Origin of the sequence: Enterococcus sp. AZ079, from assembly GCF_050547255.1 — a bacterium.
In the GTDB taxonomy this organism is placed as follows: Bacteria; Bacillota; Bacilli; order Lactobacillales; family Enterococcaceae; genus Enterococcus_D; species Enterococcus_D casseliflavus.
In genome coordinates this window covers 2329529-2349747 of sequence record NZ_CP172955.1, presented here as the reverse complement: position 1 = coordinate 2349747, position 20219 = coordinate 2329529, and the positions used below count along the sequence as shown (strand labels likewise).

The window sequence follows — 20219 nt, the reverse complement described above, 5'->3', positions numbered from 1 at the left end:
AGGAAAACATGGATTTATTGATCAAGCAAGCACGTCTTGAAGACGATGCAGAATTAGTAGACATTGCAATTTCAGAAGGAAAAATCACCGCAGTTGCACCCAACATTGAAGAATCAGCAGCAACAACGATTGAGGCGAAAGGCAAAGTGGTGATCCTTGGATTGATCGAAAGCCATATCCACTTAGACAAAGCCTTGATCGCCGATCGTGAGCCCAATAATTCAGGAACATTGCAAGAAGCGATCCAAGTTACGGCAAAGCTCAAACCGACCTTTACCGAAGAAGACATTTATGATCGGGCGAAACGCGCATTAGAAATGCTGATCCTGCACGGCACGACTGCTGTTCGCACCCATGCCGAATTTGATCCGGCGCAAGGCTTCACTGGTTTTGATACCATTATGCGCTTAAAAGAAGAATACCGCGACTTGATCGATATTCAGGTCGTTGCCTTTCCGCAAGAAGGGATTTTTAAGGCCCCAGGGACGGATAAGATGATGATCGAAGCGATGGAGAAAGGCGCCGATGTCGTTGGCGGGATTCCTTACAATGATGCGCCAGCCAATGAGCACATCGACTTGATCTTTGAGATCGCCAAACGATTTGATAAAGACATTGACTTGCATCAAGATTTTGCTGACGAAGCAGACGATACATCGATCGTCTATCTGTGTGAAAAAACCATCGCAGAAGGCTACCAAGGTCGGGTATCAGTAGGACATTTGACTGCGCTGCACGCCATGGAACCGGATCAGCTGGCAGAAGTCATCGATTTGATGGTCAAAGCCCAAATCAATGTGATGCCGTTGCCTGCGACCGACTTGCATTTAGGTGCCAGAAACGATGCTTACAATGTTCGTCGTGCCGTGACACCGATTCGCAAGTTACGTGATGCTGGTGTAAATATTTGCTTAGGCAGCAACAATATCCGAAACGCCTTTACGCCCTATGGCAATGGGGATTTGATCCAAATCGCTATGCTGGCTGTGCCAGTGGCACACTTAGGCGGCGCCGATGACTTGCCGACAGTCTTGCCAATGATTACGACCAATACCGCAAAAGCGTTAAATATCAAAGACTATGGAATCGCTGTTGGCAACCGCGCAGATTTGATTCTTTTAGATACCCAGAAAAAAGCCGATGTGCTGATCGATATTCCTGAACGTTTGATGGTCATCAAAAATGGCCGCATCACCGTGGAAGTCAAAAAAGAAGTGACGATCCACCGTTAACAACAGATCATGTTTTCTCAAGTAGTACGATTTATTCGTGCTACTTTTTTGTCGTAATATAGTCGAAATAAAAAAATCATTTTCTAGTCATTTGTTCTTTTTTCATCTATGATAGAAAGAAAACCGCTATCACGGAGAGTTCGTTTAAGAAAATCCTGTCAAAACTGTTTGACAACGCCATGATATCAATGGATTTGAGCAGAAACCACAGCAGGTCTGCGTTAAGGTAGGAGAAGGAGGCCAAGATGACGATTGGGGAAGCACTAAAGAACCATCGAGTCACACAGCAAATGAGCCAAGAAGAAGTAGCAACAAAAATTTTAGTGACCCGCACATCGATCTCAAATTGGGAAACCGGCAAGACGGTACCAGACAGTTTGAATTTATTGAAACTGAGTACCCTTTATGGGTGCAGTGTCGATGAGCTATTAAAAAAGGAGCGAGCAGGAATGAAAAAGAATTTTCGTACGATGACCTATGGTGCTGGATTGAAAGACGGAACGATGCGTTTGAAAATTGAGACTGATGCCAGCAAGTTTTTCCCACGAGGGGTTGAAGTCAAAGCATCCGTCGATTTAGAAACAGGAGAAGTGACCTTTTTTGTCGAGCAAGAGGATTTGAAAAAGCTGAAAGCAGCCACCGACGACAAATAATTTTTTTATACAGTTTTTTGCTAAATTTTGCTTGGACAAGAGAAAAAAAAGCGATGGATAAAAAAACACGATCCTAGCTGCGTCGTGTTTTTTTTTGTGGGATGAAAGAGGGATGAGGCAATCGATGGAAGCTGATTCTACTTTTTCTTTTCTGCTATTTTCAAGATTTGTAACGATTAAGGGTAAGCGAAAAGATGCAGAAGGCTATATACAATATATAGTGAATAGATCGATTTTTATCTAAATGAAGCACAATATGTAGTATTTACTTTTTTAAGAGATTGTGTAAAATAGCAGGTGTAGTGAAAAAGGAGCTGTTGTTTTTGAGAGTAACTGTATATTGCGGCACCCGTTTAGAAAATGCGGAAAAGTTGGCAAAGACCGCTCGTGCCATCGGCAATGCCTTAGCAAAAAATCACATCGAGTTGGTTTATTGCGGCCCTTTGGCTGGCTTGATGAGGGAGATCGTGAAAGGGGTCTTTGAAAAAGAAGGCGCAGTGACGGGGATCTATCCATCAGGTTCCTTTGCAGAAGATTTGCCGCCAATCATCACTGGATCAAGCACATACACCGAGTTCTATACGGATACGAGGGAGGAACAAACGCAACAATTGCTGGAAATGAGCGATGCCTACCTTGTATTACCTGGTGGATTTGGTACACTAGAGGAGTTGTCATCAGTATGCTCTTTTATGACTCTTGGGAAATTGCCAGTCAAGCCCATAGGTGTGTTAATGAACGAAGGCTTGAAGGATGGACTGAAGCCGCTGCTAACTATGTTTGAAGCTTCCAGCTTTGCTTGGGCTGAACTGTCGGAAACGCTCTTTGTCCTATCTGACGTTGAGACGTTGATCCAGCGATTGGCGGCGAAGGGTTCAAAAAAGGAGTGCTTGGCAGGATGAAGCATGTCTATTTAGCGGGACCGTTTTTTTCAAACGAACCAATCGCACGACTCAAGCAAGTAGAAAGCTGTTTAGCTGAAGACCCGCAGCCCTTGGCGGTCTATGCGCCGCGCTTGTATCAAGAAAGTTCATCTGAACCCTATACACCGAAATGGGCGAGAGAAGTTTTTGAAAAAGACATGCTGGAATTGACACGGGCCGACGTCGTCGTTGCCGTTTTGGATGACCATGAAGGGATCGCCGATCCGGGAACAGCCTTTGAAATCGGCGCAGCACACGTACGAAATAAACCAGTAATCGCTTTTCAGGAAAAAGCCGCGGCGGTCAATCTGATGTTGACGGAGTCGGTGCAAGCGTATTTGACTGATCTGGCGGCACGAACAGCGTATGATTTTGAAGCGATGGCGCACCGAGCCTTTGTCGGTGACTATATTTAATAAAGGATGATGAATGTGTTACTAATCGCAGGAACGATCGGGGCAGGAAAAAGCAGTTTGACTGATTTTTTATCGAAGGAAATGGCGTCGAAGCCTTTCTATGAAAACGTGGAGGACAACGATGTTCTGCCATTGTTTTATTCCAATCCAGAACGATACGCCTTTTTATTGCAGATTTTTTTCTTAAACAAAAGCTTTTTAGGGATGCGGGAAGCTTTGTCCAATGATGACAATGTCATTGACCGCTCCATCTATGAGGATAGCTTGATGTTTCATCTAAATGCGGATCTAGGTCGCATCGCACCGATGGAAGTCGAACAATACGATAACCTGTTGAACACGATGCTGCGGGAATTGGAAGAATCAGCGCCGTTGAAGCATCCAGATCTAATGGTTCATATCAAGGTTTCATTGGATACAATGATTGAACGGATCAACAAACGTGGTCGTTCCTATGAACAAATTGCCAACGATCCGACATTGTACGACTATTACAAAGAATTAAATCAGCGGTACGATGAATGGTATGAAAACTTTGACGTTTGTCCGAAAATGCAAATTGATGGGGATCAATTGGACTTTGTTGCCAATGAAGACAACCTCATGGTGATCCTCGAGATGATCCAAGAAAAACTGGCGGAAGTCCGTCAGACCCATGGCAAAGGCCACTATTGTACGGACAAAGCCATCGCAAAAGGTGATTTTTCTAAGAAAAACGCAGCATCTGTGACAAGCTGACCCAGCAGTTGAGGACAGCTTAGGGAAAAAACAAGTGTCTTATCGACAATGGGAGGGAGCAAGGCGATGAATGTTGAACGATTTATTGAAGCGAGGAAACAGGCGGGCTTCTCGCAGCAAGAACTTTCGGAAGGAATCTGTACGCAAGCCACTTTGAGTAAATTTGAAAACAACGGTCAGGTACCGTCCCTCAAAATTTTGATCAAATTGTGTAATCGGATCGGCTTGCCATTGGTCGACTTGTTTTCTTCCATGAATGTCGCAACGACCAAAATCAAAGAAGAATTGGCAAAAGCCGAATTCTACTTGATCACGAGCGAGTATGAACAGTTGGCTGCATTGCTAAGTCAAATCGAAGTGAAGCTGATCGATGAACCAGCATTAAAAGCGCAATATGATTATTTAAAAGGCTTTGAAATGATTTTTAATGAAGCTGCGATTACCGATGTCTTGTTTCAATTCGATCAGTTATTGATGAATGAAACGGCGGAGGAATTGTTTGATCTCTTAGCGTATACTGGGATCGGTTTGGTGTATGCCAGAGAAGAAGAATGGGCAAAGGCTGAGTTTTATGTGACGAAGGTCTTTGAGAAAATTTATACCTATCCGATCAAAACGATCGAAGACACGTGGCGGGTGTTGAACATCGTCTTTCATTGCGGCGTCTTTTATGCGAAAGTCGATGATTTGGAAACTAGTGATACCTTGTTGAATTATGTGTTGGCGATTTGTTCCGACAATCATTTGACCTACTACTTGGCTCGCGCGGCAGCCCAACTGACCGAAAATGCCATTCGTGAACAACAGCCGAAAGAAACAATTTTGGAAATGTTACACGATGCACGAGCGTATGCCAAAATCAATAAAAATGTAAAATTATTGGCGCATTTAAAAGCGGTCGAAGAAACGATTGATTAAAAATATATTTTCGACAAAAAGGTTTTGTTGCGCAAATGCTTGATAACTAGCAGTCCTTTCGACGAAGGGACTGCTTTTTTGAATTTTCTTTATATAAAAAAATATATAATCGTGTTGACAAAAAAATATATCGGGAGTATTCTTTAATTGTGAAAAAACTAACATAATTTGAGGTATATCGTTTTTAGGAGAAGGGATTTTATGAAGACAGCAGTGAGAGAAGCCGCTCGCGCGATTCAGCGGATGGGCACGTCCATTGAGTTAAAAGTTGCTCATACAAAACCAGAAAGTGTACTGGACGAGCTGGAGACCCAACTGAAAGTATACGACCATCGCTTTAGTGCCAATGATCCGCGATCGGAATTGAATCAGCTGAATCAGTTAGCAGGACAAAAGGGGCTTGTGCTTGATCCAGAATTGTACCAGCTGATCGAAATCGGCAAACATCATAGCTGTGCTCCCCACAGTCAGCTGAATATTGCCATCGGTCCACTGGTCCAAGCATGGCGCATCGGGTTTGAAGATGCCCGCATCGTATCAAAGACGCAGGTCAAAGAATTGCTTGCGCTAACAGACCCGCAACAGATCCAATTGGCAGCAGGCAAGGTTTTTTTGAAAAAAGCTGGAATGAGGATCGACCTCGGAGCATTAGCAAAAGGCTACATCGCTGATAAGTTACGCACCCATTGCCAAGCCCGTGGAGCAGCGTATGGATTGATCAACTTAGGCGGAAATATTGTCTGTTTCGGCGCTGCACCAAATCATTCGGACGGGCATTGGCGGATCGGGATCCGAGATCCCAAAGGCGGTCGGGCAGACACCTTGGGCATTCTGCCAATCAAGGACCAAACCGTCGTCACTTCGGGGATCTATGAGCGGGTCTTGACCACCGCTGAAGGAACGTATCATCATTTGATTGATCCTCAGAGTGGCTTTCCCATCGAATGTGGGTATTTGAGCATCACGATCGTTGCAGCGACATCGTTACTGGGGGAAATCTGGACTTCGCGCTTGTTTGGCAAGCCCATTCCAGTTGTTTTGCAAGAGATTCAGCAGCAGCCAGAAATCGAAGGAATCATCGTAACCAAAGAAAATGAAGTCATTGCCTCTAAAGGCATTCAGGCAAGACTTTTAAGATAGCCCAACCAGAAAGGAAGAGACAGGATGAAATTTATCGGATTCGTAGGAACCAATGCCACTCGTTCCACCAATCGCACGTTGTTGCAATTTATGAAAAAAATGTTTGCCAATGAGGCAGAGATCGAACTAGTCGAGATCAAAGATCTTCCAATGTTCAACAAACCAGAATCAAAGGAGTTGCCCGTACAAGTAACCCAGCTTGCCGAAAAAATCGCGGCAGCAGACGGTGTGATCATCAGTACACCAGAATACGATCATGCCGTACCCGCAGCGTTGATCAATGCCCTGAACTGGTTGTCCTATGGAATTTTCCCTTTTGTTGACAAGCCAGTGATGATCACTGGTGCTTCTTATGGGACGTTAGGTTCTTCTCGTGCCCAAGCCCATCTAAGACAGATTCTGGATTCTCCAGAGTTAAAAGCACGGATCATGCCTAGCTCTGAATTTCTCTTAGGTCATTCGCTGCAAGCGTTTGACGAGCAAGGCAACTTGATCGATGAAGAGCAGACCCAAAAACTGCAAGGACTGTTCAACGATTTTCTTTTATTTGTAAAAATTACCAGCCAGTTGCAGCACGCCCATGCCGCCAATCAAAAAGAAGCTGCTGAATTTTCATGGGAAACCATCTAACCGCAAAAGATAGGAGCGTAAAGACAATGAAATTGATCGGAATCGTCGGATCAGCCGCTGAAGTCTCCACCAATCGTCAGCTGCTGAACTTTATCAAAAAGCAATACAAAAAGGAATTCACGTTAGAACTTGTAGAGATCAAAGACTTTCCTCTCTTTAATCAAGAGGAAGATCAAACCCAAAGCCCAGCCATCCAGCGTTTGAATCGGCAATTATTGATGGCAGACGGTGTGATCATTGCTACACCAGAGCACAACCATACCGTGACGGCAGGACTGAAAAGCTTGCTAGAATGGCTTTCATTCAAGATCCATCCTCTGGAAAACAAACCAGTAATGATCGTGGGTGCCTCTTACTATGATCAAGGAACTTCAAGGGCCCAGCTACATCTGCGCCAAATTTTGGACGCACCGGGAGTCAATGCTTTAGTGATGCCAGGGAATGAGTTTTTGTTGGGCAAAGCCAAAGAAGCTTTCGATGAAGCGGGTGATTTGATCGATACCCGAACGGTTGCTTTTTTAGATGCGACGATCAACAGCTTCTTGCAATTTATCAAAGTCGTTTCTGCCTTAGCGGGTCCCAAACAATTGCCGCCCGAAGACCTCTACGCCACAGGGAAAATCGCAACCACCGTGGAAGGAGTGGATATGTATGATGATCAATGGCTGGAAAAAGCCGCTGAAGCAGTCGGTGCCGTTTCTGGCAATACCTACGTCAAACTAAATCGCGGCTTGCTGACAGTCGATCAGATTAATTACTTCTTAGATTCGATGCCGATGGAATTGACATTTGCCGATAGCAACAACCAATTCTTGTATTACAATCTGCGGGAAGAAGCCCAAAATATGCTGGCAGCACGTGTGCCAGGACAAGTCGGCAATCCATTAGCAAAATGCCATCCTGAAAAATCCTTCAAAAATGTTGAGTGGGTGATCCAACAGCTGCGCAGTGGGGCAACCGACGCGGTTCGGGTCCATGTGCCGAAACAGGTGCCAGAAAAATACATCGTCCACAATTATCAAGCGATGCACGATGAAAACGGCGAATATGCGGGGATCAACGAATACATCCTTGATTTCAAGCCAATCATCGAATGGTATTTGCAACAAACCGGTCAAAAACTTGTCGGCAATGAAGACGCCATTTCCAGTGCTTCTGTGCGCCAAGAACCGACCGATGCGGTCACTAGTGCCAGCACTCATGACGCACCTGCAGCAGATGCGGTCACCAGTGCTTCAGTGAAATAAGGGTTGTCTAAAGGGAGAAAAGGAATCGCTAGAAGCATTCGCTTGCAATCAGTTGCCAAGCGAATGCTTCTCTTTTTGCTGCTTTTTCATGAATGAACGGTTTTCTATGAGCGATTGAATTGATCAAGGACATCGTTGCGAGGATTTCACAAAGTTTCTGAAAAAAATTTGCATATTCATCTTTTGCTTCGTATACTAGTTTAGGACGTTGCTTATAAAACGGCTGTATCATCGTACATATTTTTTGATAGGAGGAATTGCATGAAAGACAAACGAAAAGTCTTGCGTCCGTTAGGATCAGGGTTTGCGATGGCGGTTCCTTTGTTTATAGGGATCCTCGTTCAGGACCCTTTGATAAGTTCTGTGGGGGCGATGGGGGCTTTTTCCTACTTGGCTTTTCAACATCGGACCCTTTTTTATAATCTGCGCGCCATTTTGACCCACGGCGCTGCGCTGCTGCTGGCATTTATTTTAGGCGCTGGGACAGCACTGATTCCTTGGAGCGCACCTTTTATCATCGGTGCGTTATCGTTTTCTGCGTTTTTGTTGTCAAAAGTGATGCGGATCCCCAAGCCCGATTATTTCTTCGTGTTGATGCTTTATGCCACCGGCTTTAATTTTCACGCAGCGCACCTTGGAGAGATCTTGCACCACAGTTCCTATTTGCTTTATGGCATCGCAGGCTCGCTGCTTGCTGGACTGGTGATTTCTTTGGCTGAACAGCTGCCGTTGAAAGAAGAAAAAACGGCCTTTCAACAACTGAGCTTGCACGAGAAATATTCGCTAGCATTATCTCAGCAACCAGAAATGGTCATCAAGGCGCTGCACTTTTCTTTGATATTGTTCATTGCGACCTACATTGCCTATCTGTTGCGGGACAGCAACGGCTATTGGATCTTGATTTCTGCTGCTGCCGTCTTGGCAGGAGAACATATGGAAAAAATCAAAAATCGCACGATTGGTAGGGTACTGGGAGGAATCGTGGGGCTGCTGCTGGGTTTCTTATTGATGTCCTTGCATATGCCCCTTGAAGCGATCGCAGTGGTATTGATCATTCTAAACATATTGACGGAGTTTTTTATGCCAGTCAATTATACCGTTGCTAATTTTTTTACCAATCCGCAAGTCCTGCTGTTAATGACCATCGGTACTAGTTTTACGCCGCTGAAATTGATCCCATTGCGTTTTTCAGGGGCATTGATCGGCAGTGTGCTGGCAATGCTGTTGATCTTTCTAATGGATTGGGCAGTAAAGCAAATGGAGCAAGCGCTGGGAAGTAAGCCAGAAGACACGACGGATCAAACACAATAGAATGCACCATCATCGATAAGCAAGAGCTGTAGCTCTTGCTTTTTTTTGCCTTTGATCCTCTATCTAAACGTTATCTCCATCGGATAGGAAAAATAAGGGAAATATGAAATAATCGAGCAAAGGTTCCTATTTTGAAATAGAAGCGTTTACATTTTTGCAAACTAAAGTGGCAGAAACATCTACTTTTTTTGTTGTAAGCGAAATCATATACTCAAATCAGAGAAGGAGAGAAAGTTGTGAAAAAACGAATCGTAGATGTTTTGCATCGCCTGTTGGTGACTGATTATCCACTATCCATTGAGCAACTGGCAGAAGAGACCGCAGCCAGTGGGCGGACGATCCGCAATGATTTGAATGAGATCAACACGTTTCTTGCTGACTTACACATCGGACCGATCCAAACCCTTCGAGGAAAGGGCATCCTTTTGAAACTGACCTCGAAACAGCAAGCCATCGTTTGGCAGGCATTACACGCACAACAGTCGGAATATATGACCCGTGAAGAGCGTCGTTTTGATCTGCTGCTGCATCTGACCTTTTCAAAAGAGATCCTGGTGTTGAATAAAAAAGAAGAAGCGTACCAGATATCAAAAAGCAGCATGGATGAAGACATGCGCCGTTTGCGGGCGGACATCAATAAATATGGCATTGAGATCATCAGCCTAGGAAAAAAAGGACTGCGGTTGAATGGATCGGAACGAGCGATTCGGACGATGATTTTTGACATCATCAATCAGCGGATCGGTAGGTTGCCACTTGATAAACAGACCCCAGATTTAGTCTTTACGAAATTGCTTTATCGCTATTTGCCGCAAAAAGAAATCAAACAGATCCAACTAGTGATGCAAGCAGTGTTGCCGCCAAATCAAAATGAGTTGTATAGCAGCCAAATTTTATTGTTTACCGCCATTTGGCTGATGCGTATCAGAATGAAGGAATTTATCACTCGCATGAACTGGTCTACTTCCAGCAATCAGCTCCAAGGGTCAGCCTATATCCAGGCGATCGCTGAAACCTTTTCGATTGAGCCACCAGAAATCGAAGTCAACTATCTTTCTTTCATCATCGAATCACTGAATTTTAAAGATTTGTCCAATTCCATCGAATGGGCGCATGCGCAACTCTTGTCGCTGCAGCTGATCCAATTTGTGGAATGCCAAACCAAGATCCCTTTTAGTAAAAAGGAAGAAGAGTTGTTAGAGGGATTGTATAAACATATGGCAGCGCTGATCGTTCGAGCCAAGAGCGGTATTCAAGTACCCAATCCGATCAAAGAGACCGTTCGCAAAAATTATGGACAAATCTACCAAGCCGTCAAGGGGTTCGCTCCTACGATCGAAGAGATCGTCGGTCAACCACTATCGGAAGATGAACTGACATTTCTCGTGATCCATTTTTCTACAGCCCTAAGTTCATTGAACCACGAGATTATTACGATCTATAAGGCGGTCGTCGTCTGTAACCATGGAATGGCAACCGGCAATCTGCTGGCAGCCAGCCTCAAGGAGAAGTTTCCAGAAGTAGAAGTTGCGGCAGTCTTGAATTCACAAGAAGTCAATTTGATCACGAAATTCGATGTGGATCTGGTTTTTTCAACCTATGAGATCGATTATCGAGAAAAGCCGGTATTACTGATCCCACCGATCATCAATGAAGAAAATCACCAAGTGATCCGCCGTTTCTTAAAAAACAATGAACAATTCAAGCGGATCGCCTTTGACCAAAAAAATGCCACGCTGTTCTTCAATCAATTGCTTACAGTCATTGAAGAAAGCGGTGGGACGGTCGATGCTGCCGCCTATCGCAAATTGACACACTTGTTTGAACAAAATCAATTAGCCATTAATGCAAGGGAGATTCAGCCAATGTTAAAAGATGTTTTATCCGCTAGTCATATTCAATTAAATGTTCCTGTTCAAAATTGGGAAGAAGCCATTGAACGCTCGGCGCAGCCACTATTAAAAGAACAGATCATCGAAAAACACTATATCGAGGCAATGGTTGCTGCGGTGAAGGAATACGGTCCTTATATCGTCATTGGTAAACATTTGGCGCTGGCGCATGCCCGACCAGAAGATGGCGCCCAGCAGTTGGGTGTGAGTGTCCTCACCTTGGCGCCGCCAGTCGCATTTGGGAACCCAGAAATGGACCCTGTCAAAATCATTTTTTGCTTGGCTGCGGTGGACTCTTACTCTCATCTTGCCATCATGAAGGAATTGATCGAATTGATCAATGATGAAAAAAAAGTCACGCAGTTGCTGGCTTGTTCCACGATTGAAGCTTTTCAATCATTGCTATTTTCATAAAAAACAAGAAAAGGGGAAAAAATCATGAACAAATTATCGATCTTATTCGTATGCGGTGCAGGTCTTGGCAGCAGCTTTGCGGCTCAGATGTCAACAGAAGATGTCTTAACGAAATTAGGAGTGGAGGCGAAATTGGATCATGTCGATATCTCATCAGCGGTATCAATGAAACCAGACATCATCATTACGGCAGAGAATTTCCGAACGCAATTTGAAAAGTTTGCCTTGGACCCGACAACCGCAATCATTTATTTACGCAACATCGTTTCAAAACCAGAAATCGAAGAAAAAATCACCCCGGTATTAACGGAAAAAGGCGCACTGTAAGGAAGAGGCATGACGAAGGGAGTTTGAAAAAATGGGCATCATCAATTTTATCATTGATAATATTTTAACGCAGGCATCGATCACGATCGCTTTGATCGCGATGTTAGGGCTGCTGCTTCAGAAAAAGTCAGCAGGTCAAGTCATTTCAGGAAGTTTGAAGACGCTATTGGGCTTCCAGGTTTTAAGCGCTGGTTCTAGCATCATCGTCGGTAGTTTGACCTATTTCGGCGAGATTTTCACAGAAGGATTCGACATGCAAGGCATAATTCCTTCCATCGAAGCCATCAACGGGCAAGCGATGAATGAGTTGGGCTTGGGTCGGGACATAGCGCTGACATTTTTAGCTATCTTTGTTTTTAATATTTTATTGGCACGCTTTACAAAATGGAAATATATTTTCTTAACGGGTCAAGCCATTTTATGGATGGCGACCATGACGACGGTCTTTGGCTATTTCGCTGGTTTACGCGGCGTTGTCTTGATTCTTGTCGGTGGGGTGATTGGGGCGATCTTTGCCGTAGCGATGCCAGCGATGGCTCAGCCCATCATCCGCAAAGTCACTGGGTCAGACGACATTGCTCTCGGACATTTCTGTACGATCGGCTACCTCTTTGAAGCAGGCGTTGCCTATCTGTTTGGAGAAAGAGGCGAGAAGAAAAAATCGATCGAAGACATCAAACTGCCACGTTCTTTTGAATTTTTACAAGATACCTATCTTTCTGTCATGGTCGTGATGGTTCCACTGTATATCGTGACGGTCTTGTTTGCTGGAGAAACCTTTGCTTCTACGCTCTCTGGTGATCAAAATTACATCATGCATGCCTTCTTACAAGCCATTCAATTCGTGGTTGGGGTCTATGTTTTGTTAGCAGGCGTTCGGTTGCTCTTAGGCGAGATCGTCCCTGCGTTTCGTGGGATCGCCATGAAATTGGTGCCTGATGCAAAACCAGCACTCGATTGCCCAGTGTTCTTCCCATATAGCCCCAATGCAGTTATTTTAGGCTTCATTACTACAACGATTGGGACAGTCATCGCCATGTTCGTTTTACCAGTCTTTGGCTTGGCGATGATCTTGCCGGGGATGCTGACGAACTTCTTTGCAGGCGGTACCGCTGGGATCTTCGGCAATGCGGTCGGTGGACGTCGAGGGGCGATCATCGGAGGGATCTTTCACGGCTTCTTCATTACGTTACTGCCAGCCCTACTTGTAACGATCTTCAATCAAATGGGCTTTGTTAACGCTACGGCAACTGATGTGGATACCGTCACGGCAGCCTTGCTATATGCTTGGATCATCAGTCCCTTATTGAAAAACTTTTAATCGCTAGGAGGAAGACGCATGTTCTCTTTTTTCAAAAAAGAAAAAAAGCCCACAGAAACACCAGCGGTTCCTTTGACCGCTGAAGAAAGCCAAGAGGCAGAAGCGCTTATTGCAAATCTAGAAAGTCAGTTGCAAGCAGAAACCGACATCGACGAACAAGCAAAATTGTATGAAGCGTTAGGCTTAGCGCAGGCAAAACTTTCCCGCACAGAAGAAGCGATCGACGCATTGGAAAAAAGCTTGCAGGCGAAAAAATCGATCGGGGACGGCTACAAAAAACTGATGTCCCTTTACAATGCTCAGCGTGCCGCCGCCGCACGAAACGGCGACGATGCAAAGATCGACTATTACATGGACAAAATGGAAGAAATGCGGCAAATCGCCAAACAACTTACGATCAGCGGCAATTAAACTAGACGAGGTGGAATCAAGGATGTATACAACATTAAAAGAAGTAACGAAAACAGCAGAAGCATTGAATTTTACAGTGGGGGCTTTTAATACCCATAATTTAGAAATGCTGCCAAGTATGCTGCGGGCAGCCAAAGAGATGGGGGCACCCATCATCATTCAAACAAGTATCGATACAGCGAAATACATTGGCTATGATGTCTTGGTCAATGTCGTCAAAACGATTGCCGATCACGAGCTAGTGGACGCTGTCTTGCATTTGGACCATGCCAGAGATTTCGATGAGATCAAAGCAGCGATTGATAGCGGCTATAGCTCGGTGATGTATGATGGCTCGCATTTGCCCTTCAAAGAAAACATTTTGAAAACGCGCGCAGTCGTAGAATACGCCCATGCCCATGGGGTGTCCGTCGAAGGAGAACTAGGAACGATCGGCGGCACAGAAGAAGGCATTCATGTGGAAGAAGACGATAAAGTCTTCACACGCCCAGAAAATGCGGTAGAATTTGTCGCTGCTACTGGCGTCGATGCGCTAGCCATCGCTATCGGAACCAATCACGGCCAATTCCGTTCCAAAACCGAAGTGAATGTTGAGTTATTGAAGGAGATCCATGCAGTCGTCGACGTGCCGCTAGTCATTCATGGAGGAACTGGCGTCAAAGAAGAAGATTATCCCGAATTGATCAATAACGGCATTCGTAAGTTTAATGTAGGTACTGAATTGTTGGTGAACTGGACGAAGATTGCGAAAGAAAATTTTGGGGCAACGGAAGTCAACAAATCTTTGCGCCACAACGTGATCCCATCCAATGAAGCCATCAAAGAAATCGTCAAGCATAAGATCGGCCTTTTCATGAATACGAAAGCGCCGACTGCGATCGGCAAATAGATGGTACGCAAAAAGATGCTTGTTTTATTGGCAGGCAGCCCTGGAACTGGAAAAAGTTATTTACTGGATCTGTTGAAGACACGTTTTCCTGATCTTTTCGCTCTTACGCCAGATGAAATCAAAGAGTGCTATGCCGAATACCTCGGCTTTGATTCATTGGCAGAAAAAGCCCAGATCGAAAAGCAGTATGTTTGGCCTTTTTACTATCAGGCATTGGGCTTGTACATGTCTTTAGGAAAACGCTTGGTGGTCTCGGAATACCCTTTTAGTGAAAAACAGAAGCCATTGCTAACTTTTCTCGCCCAAAGCTATGGTTATGAGTGCTTGACCATTCGCTTGACTGCTTCTTTTGAAACCTTATGGGAAAGACGCTTCTTACGTGATCGAGCGGATGACCGTCATTTAAGTTTCATCATGGAACGGTACCATTACGGGGATGTACTGGAAGATAGACAAGCTGCAACCAACCATATAACCAAAGAAGCGTTTCGGCAAATCATCACTGATCGCCGTTACGATGACTTTCAGTTAGGAGCGCTTATCGAAGTCAATGTGGAAGATTACGAGCAAGTGGATTATCGCCCGTTGATCGAGAGAATCGCTGAACAACTCAATGACTTAAATTGAAGAAAAACAGGCGCTACACCTGAAAAGGGCAGCGCCTGTTTTTTTAGTCTAAGCCCAAAAATTTCGAAGTTCCTTGGTTTTGGACTTGGAGGATTTCGGCTAATACTTTGGCATCAAATTGCCCCTCTTTATTGGCAGAATAGACATTGACCTTGAGCTGGTAGTCGGGCAAAGCATAGTTTTCAAGACTTGCTTCAAGCTGCGCGACCGCTTGTTTCGAGAGTGGTTCACCGACGAGTTTTAATTCAAGGGATTGTTTCTGCTCATTAAGTGTTTGCTCCAGCAAATAATGTTCCCCCAGTTTGGCTTCTACAAAACGCTTGGCATGGTATTCCACGATGGTCGTTTGGATCGTCGTATAAACGAAGAAACTCCCAATGACCGTGATCGGTAAGGCAACCACGGCAAACTTCCACCATTTTTGGTGACGGAAATCCCCATACTGCAACAGCCAGATGGTAATGAACAAGGAAAAACAAATCAAAAAGGAATTGGTGAAAAAGAGTTGAGCAGATTCCCATGAAATCGAATAGTCTTTGATCGACAGCCCATAACCCGTTACACAAAGCGGCAAAATCAGGGACGTCCCGATGGAGACGCCGATAATAACATCGTTGTCGCGGCCCCTGACTTTGGCAAAAGCCAGTGCGGAACCACCGATCAATGCGACGCAAATATCCCAAATCGTCGCAGACGTTTGGGTGATGATCTCAGGTGTTGTGTCTTTGACAGGCGTGAGTAAGAAAAAGGCGAATGAGATGATAAGTACGATGATGACTTGGATGCTAAAGACCAGCAGCCCTTTTTTGACTAAGCGCAAGTGGGAAAGACCTAAACCAAAGCCGATCCCGTTGATCCCATTTAAAAGTGGCGAAATCAACATCGCCCCGATAATCGTTGTCGTAGAGTTGTAGTTCAAACCAATCGAAGCAATCAGCGTTGCACAAACTAAAAGTGCATAGACGAGCATCGTTTGGTCCATATCTTTTTGAATTTTTCCAATCAATTGTTCTTTGGAAACTAAATCAGGCGTTAAGTTCACATTCATCATCCTTTCTGAGAAAAATCGTTCGGCTCTTTTCATTGTCCCTTAAATCGGCTGATTTTACAAAAATCTGCGTTTATCAGGCGATGGCAGCAACGAGAATTCAATGATTGGGTTGCCAATCTTTTGCAAAACCGCCGATTTTCTCTAGAATAAGAAGCATATCAGATAAATGGAAAAGGTGGGGAATGGATGAAAGATTATTTTGCGCAATACAAACGCCTGTTATCGATCGCTGAAGCAGGTTTGTACTATGGCAAAGATGTCTACGATAAGGAACGTTACCAAGAGATCAAAGAGTTGGCATTGCATTTGATGAGTACCGTCGTGGATCAAGACGCAGCTGCGTTGACTCTTTTAACAGAAAAAAATGAGGGCTATCCTACGCCCAAAGTCGATGTACGAGCATTGATCCAAAAAGACGAAAAAATCTTGCTGGTGGAAGACAGCCTGACGAAAGAATGGTCACTGCCAGGAGGCTATGCAGAAATTGGCTTGACGCCACGGGAAAACATCAAAAAAGAAGTGCTGGAAGAAACTGGCTTACTCGTTGAGGTCAAGGAGCTGCGAGCAATTTTTGATACGAATCTAAGACCAGACATTCCGCAAGTGTTTCAATACTATAAGCTGGTCTTTGTCTGTGATGTTTTGGCAGGGGACTTCATCAAAAACAGTGAAACCTCCAACAGCGATTACTTTTCGTTGAAGGAGCTGCCGAAGCTTTCCATCAAGCGCACCACCAAGGAACAACTGGAGCAATTGGTGAATGAGAAGTCGTTACACGTTGATTAAAAACAGCTAAGGGTAAGATGTTGGAAAAAGCGTTTTATTGGTTTTTTTAACTGGATAATATTTACTTGCAGATAAAGTTGGTTTATGATTGATTTCGTCGTTTTCATTATAAAAAATCAAGCAATGGCGATACCTTTGCTTGATTGCTGGAGGAGTAAAAATGAAGAATCAAATCAATTCCTTTTTTGGGCTGGATGCCTTACAAACAACGGTTAAACGAGAAATCTTAGCTGGTTTTACCACCTTTATCTCGATGGCCTATATTTTATTCGTCAATCCAACGGTCCTTGGGGCATCTGGGATGGACGAAGGTGCCGTCTTTACGTCAACGGCGTTAGCCAGCGCATTGGGCTGTATCTTGATGGGAGTTTTAGCAAAATACCCGATCGCTACGGCACCCGCATTAGGGATCAACGCCTTCTTTTCTTATTCAGTCTGTATTGGAATGGGGGTTCCATGGCAAACAGCATTAGCGGGTGTGTTTGTGGCATCACTGATTTTCATCGTGATCACGATCTTCAAATTACGGGAGCTGATCATTGATGCGATTCCTGCTGATTTAAAATATGCCATCTCTGGTGGGATCGGTCTGTTCATCGCCTTTTTGGGATTGAGCGAAGGTGGGATCATCGTTTCCGATGATTCGACCCTTGTGGCACTAGGGTCATTGAGTGTCGGTACGACGTGGCTGACGATTTTTGGTTTAGTGATCACTGCCGTCTTGATGGTTCGCAGAGTTCCTGGTGGAATTTTTATCGGGATGGCCGCAACAACTGTTTTAGGTCTTTTGACTGGCTTGATCCAAGCACCATCCAGTATCGTTTCTGCTGCACCGAGTATTTCTTCCACATTCTTAGTGGCGCTAAACCATGTAGGAGACATCAACTCCCTGCAAATGTGGGTCGTAGTACTGACTTTCTTACTCGTCACTTTCTTTGATACGGCAGGCACCTTGGTGGGACTTGCCAATCAAGCGGGCTTTATGAAAGACAACAAAATGCCGCGGGTCGGCAAAGCACTTGCTTCTGACTCCACCGCCATGCTCGCTGGTTCTTTATTAGGGACCTCACCAGTAGGCGCATATGTCGAATCCTCCGCTGGGATCGCCGTGGGCGGTCGCTCTGGCTTGACTGCCGTGACGACTGGAATTTTCTTCTTGTTCGGCTTGTTCTTTTCACCATTGCTATCCGTTGTTACTTCCCAAGTGACGGCACCAGCACTGATCGTCGTAGGCGTGCTGATGGCACAATCGCTACGAGAAATCAAATGGCACGAAATGGAAATCGCAATCCCAGCCTTCTTGATTCTACTAGGCATGCCGTTGACCTATAGCATCTCCGATGGGATCGCCTTGGGTTTCATCTTTTACCCAATCACCATGTTAGCAGCCAAACGCGGCAAAGAAGTCTCACCAATCATGTACGGCTTGTTCTTTGTCTTTCTTGGGTTTATGTGGATTTTGAATGTGTGAGAGAGACGTTTTAATGTAAACTTAGGATAGGATTTCAACTAATAAAAAACCAGTTAAGCGTGGCTTAGCTGGTTTTTATTATATGTCGCTTGCTATAAAAATGTTCAGAATTGAATAACGGTTAAATATCTAAGCCAGGACGTCTTTTTTTGAATTTCCTTTCCAGCCGAAGGGGCAAAGTCGATCCAAGCGATAGTCGCTTTTTGGAAATGTATGTTTGAACATTAGTTACTAAAAAATCATTCTCCCTTCAGATGAAAGGTCTTCCCACGCATCTTTTTCATAAAACTCTGATTCCACTCCACCATTAAAAGGATCTTCAATTTTAGGAACAAGAATGATCGTCCCATCCTCTGGGTAGACAACAATATATTCTTGGTTTTCAGGCGGATTTTTTCCGTTATCAGAAGGAAGCGTAACGACGATGGAATTGCCTTGTAGGCTTGATTTAGTAATAAGCATAGTATCACCTCTTAGAGATAGTAACCCTTGCAATACTATGGAAGGAGAAGACAACAGTGAGATTTAATGTATTTTGAACACATCAAAAGTTCAAAACGCACTTTACATAAGATAGATAAGAAACCGCAATGAAATATTGTTTGAAAAGATGGATGAACATCTCAGAAAAATAGATGTTAGATTTTAGCAGAATTACGAAGTTTTTTAGATGGATCATTTATGGCATACCAAGGACCAGGGGATTAAAGCAACGAAAAAGTGAAGCTTCATTCCAAAACCGCCCAACCCAACAATTTTCACGCAAAACCTGCGCTTTTCTTTCAGTTATTGTTATAATAAAAGAAAACGCAAAGGTGGGAAATCATGACAACGATCAAGGACATTGCTGAAAAGGCGGGAGTAGCGAAAAGTACGGTTTCCCGCTATCTGAACAATGGTTATATCAGTGAAGAAAAGCGCAAAAAAATTGATCAGATCATTGCTGAAACTGGCTATCGCCCCAATACATTTGCTCGTTCGCTGAAAGCCCAAGACACGAAATTGCTGGGCGTGATCATTCCTCGACTGAATTCACCATCGACAAATGATGTGTTGAAAGGGATCGATACGACGGCACGGGAAAACGGCTATCAAATGCTGATCACCAACTCTGATCAAAGCGATGAACGGGAATTAGAAAATATCGAAATGCTAGTCAAACAAAAAGTAGCAGGGATGATCCTGTTTGCGCGCAAAATCACGCCGCAGCTACAAGCGGTGCTGGCAGAGGTTCCTATGCCTGTTTTATTGTTAGGCCAACAGTTAGCTGGCATTCATTCCATCGTCCATGAAGATTATCAAGCTGGCAAAACCATGGCAGAATATGCAGTCAGCGCTGGCCACCGACGTTATTTATTTGTTGGTGTCAGCGAAAATGATTATGCGGTAGGTGTCTTGCGGAAAAAAGGATTTCTTGATGTCTTGGCACAAACGCCCAACGTCAAAGTCGACTTTATCGAAACGTCCTTTTCAAGAAGAGAAACGTACCAAAAAGCCCTTATGTTCTTGAAAGATCAATCGGCAACGTACATCGCCTGTGCTACCGACAATATTGCTGTTGCTGTATTGAAAGCCGCCCATGAACTAGGGTATCAAGTGCCGCAAGACTTTTCCTTGAACGGATTTGGCGGCTATGATTCGACGGATTATGTCTATCCGACCATCACAACGACCCAATATCCCTATGTCCAATTAGGCATCGATGCCGTCTTAACGATCCAAAAACTGACACAAGGGGAAGAGGTTCCTGAGGTGATCGAATTACCGAATCAATTAGTGGTCAAACAGTCGACTACCAAGCGTGACAAGCAGGAGCAATAAA

The 20219-nt window shown here is 44.4% G+C and carries 21 protein-coding genes; 19 read left to right on the top strand and 2 right to left on the bottom strand.

Translation table 11 applies throughout. The annotated features are described in order from the left end of the window. Positions 1 to 8 precede the first annotated feature (8 nt). The 16 genes from IGJ15_RS11205 to IGJ15_RS11130 all read left to right on the top strand — a co-directional run bounded on the left by IGJ15_RS11205 (position 9) and on the right by IGJ15_RS11130 (position 15089). Positions 9 to 1232 (top strand): amidohydrolase family protein, encoded by a 1224-nt coding sequence (locus tag IGJ15_RS11205; RefSeq protein WP_010747722.1) that lies wholly within the window; start codon positions 9 to 11, stop codon positions 1230 to 1232. A gap of 245 nt (positions 1233 to 1477) precedes the next feature. Continuing rightward, a complete protein-coding gene (locus IGJ15_RS11200) occupies positions 1478 to 1885 on the top strand; it encodes a helix-turn-helix domain-containing protein (protein WP_005225444.1) in 408 nt (135 codons plus the stop codon). Between the two features lie 323 nt (positions 1886 to 2208). Then, the gene (locus IGJ15_RS11195) at positions 2209 to 2787 is read left to right on the top strand and encodes an LOG family protein (protein WP_010747723.1); all 579 of its coding nucleotides are present in this window, start codon (positions 2209 to 2211) and stop codon (positions 2785 to 2787) included. Next, positions 2784 to 3224, top strand: a complete 441-nt coding sequence (locus tag IGJ15_RS11190; RefSeq protein WP_010747724.1) for a nucleoside 2-deoxyribosyltransferase — start codon at positions 2784 to 2786, stop codon at positions 3222 to 3224. Before IGJ15_RS11195 ends, IGJ15_RS11190 begins: the two co-directional genes overlap by 4 nt. 15 nt (positions 3225 to 3239) lie before the next feature. Next, a complete protein-coding gene (locus tag IGJ15_RS11185; RefSeq protein ID WP_005225447.1) occupies positions 3240 to 3962 on the top strand; it encodes a deoxynucleoside kinase in 723 nt (240 codons plus the stop codon). A 66-nt stretch (positions 3963 to 4028) separates the two neighbouring features. Further along, the gene (locus IGJ15_RS11180) at positions 4029 to 4880 is read left to right on the top strand and encodes a helix-turn-helix domain-containing protein (protein WP_010747725.1); all 852 of its coding nucleotides are present in this window, start codon (positions 4029 to 4031) and stop codon (positions 4878 to 4880) included. Positions 4881 to 5081: 201 nt separating this feature from the next. Continuing rightward, on the top strand, positions 5082 to 6020 hold the full coding sequence (locus IGJ15_RS11175) for an FAD:protein FMN transferase (protein ID WP_010747726.1): 939 nt from the start codon (positions 5082 to 5084) through the stop codon (positions 6018 to 6020). 24 nt (positions 6021 to 6044) lie between these two features. Further along, a complete protein-coding gene (locus IGJ15_RS11170; protein WP_005225450.1) occupies positions 6045 to 6650 on the top strand; it encodes an NADPH-dependent FMN reductase in 606 nt (201 codons plus the stop codon). A gap of 26 nt (positions 6651 to 6676) precedes the next feature. After that, on the top strand, positions 6677 to 7897 hold the full coding sequence (locus IGJ15_RS11165) for an NAD(P)H-dependent oxidoreductase (protein ID WP_430599076.1): 1221 nt from the start codon (positions 6677 to 6679) through the stop codon (positions 7895 to 7897). A 261-nt stretch (positions 7898 to 8158) separates the two neighbouring features. Next, positions 8159 to 9208, top strand: coding sequence for an FUSC family protein (locus IGJ15_RS11160; RefSeq protein WP_005225453.1), 1050 nt, complete (start codon positions 8159 to 8161; stop codon positions 9206 to 9208). A 236-nt stretch (positions 9209 to 9444) separates the two neighbouring features. Continuing rightward, a complete protein-coding gene (locus IGJ15_RS11155; protein WP_005225454.1) occupies positions 9445 to 11514 on the top strand; it encodes a BglG family transcription antiterminator in 2070 nt (689 codons plus the stop codon). A 24-nt stretch (positions 11515 to 11538) separates the two neighbouring features. After that, a complete protein-coding gene (locus IGJ15_RS11150) occupies positions 11539 to 11841 on the top strand; it encodes a PTS sugar transporter subunit IIB (protein WP_005225455.1) in 303 nt (100 codons plus the stop codon). Positions 11842 to 11872: 31 nt separating this feature from the next. Further along, entirely contained in the window at positions 11873 to 13162 is a 1290-nt protein-coding gene (locus IGJ15_RS11145) for a PTS sugar transporter subunit IIC (RefSeq protein WP_005225456.1), read from the top strand. An 18-nt stretch (positions 13163 to 13180) separates the two neighbouring features. Further along, positions 13181 to 13573 carry a hypothetical protein gene (locus IGJ15_RS11140; RefSeq protein WP_005225457.1) on the top strand — a complete coding sequence of 131 codons (393 nt, stop codon included), beginning with the start codon at positions 13181 to 13183 and terminating at the stop codon, positions 13571 to 13573. A gap of 22 nt (positions 13574 to 13595) precedes the next feature. Continuing rightward, positions 13596 to 14462, top strand: a complete 867-nt coding sequence (locus IGJ15_RS11135) for a class II fructose-bisphosphate aldolase (RefSeq protein ID WP_005225458.1) — start codon at positions 13596 to 13598, stop codon at positions 14460 to 14462. Next, entirely contained in the window at positions 14463 to 15089 is a 627-nt protein-coding gene (locus IGJ15_RS11130) for a zeta toxin family protein (protein ID WP_005225459.1), read from the top strand. It abuts the gene before it with no gap. 43 nt (positions 15090 to 15132) lie between these two features. Here IGJ15_RS11130 and IGJ15_RS11125 read toward each other — a convergent pair whose 3' ends face one another. Continuing rightward, positions 15133 to 16137 (bottom strand): DUF389 domain-containing protein, encoded by a 1005-nt coding sequence (locus IGJ15_RS11125; protein ID WP_225000995.1) that lies wholly within the window; start codon positions 16135 to 16137, stop codon positions 15133 to 15135. Positions 16138 to 16326: 189 nt separating this feature from the next. Between IGJ15_RS11125 and IGJ15_RS11120 the strand changes: the two genes are divergently transcribed. Both IGJ15_RS11120 and IGJ15_RS11115 read left to right on the top strand, forming a co-directional pair. Beyond that, on the top strand, positions 16327 to 16926 hold the full coding sequence (locus IGJ15_RS11120; RefSeq protein WP_005225461.1) for an NUDIX hydrolase N-terminal domain-containing protein: 600 nt from the start codon (positions 16327 to 16329) through the stop codon (positions 16924 to 16926). Between the two features lie 160 nt (positions 16927 to 17086). Beyond that, complete coding sequence (locus tag IGJ15_RS11115) at positions 17087 to 18397, top strand: NCS2 family permease (RefSeq protein WP_005225462.1); 1311 nt, start codon at positions 17087 to 17089, stop codon at positions 18395 to 18397. 231 nt (positions 18398 to 18628) lie between these two features. On the opposite strand, the gene mazE is transcribed toward IGJ15_RS11115, so the two are convergent. After that, positions 18629 to 18859 carry a type II toxin-antitoxin system PemI/MazE family antitoxin gene (mazE, locus tag IGJ15_RS11110; protein ID WP_005225463.1) on the bottom strand — a complete coding sequence of 77 codons (231 nt, stop codon included), beginning with the start codon at positions 18857 to 18859 and terminating at the stop codon, positions 18629 to 18631. 363 nt (positions 18860 to 19222) lie between these two features. Between mazE and IGJ15_RS11105 the strand changes: the two genes are divergently transcribed. Beyond that, on the top strand, positions 19223 to 20218 hold the full coding sequence (locus tag IGJ15_RS11105) for a LacI family DNA-binding transcriptional regulator (protein ID WP_005225464.1): 996 nt from the start codon (positions 19223 to 19225) through the stop codon (positions 20216 to 20218). The last annotated feature ends 1 nt before the right edge of the window (position 20219 follow it).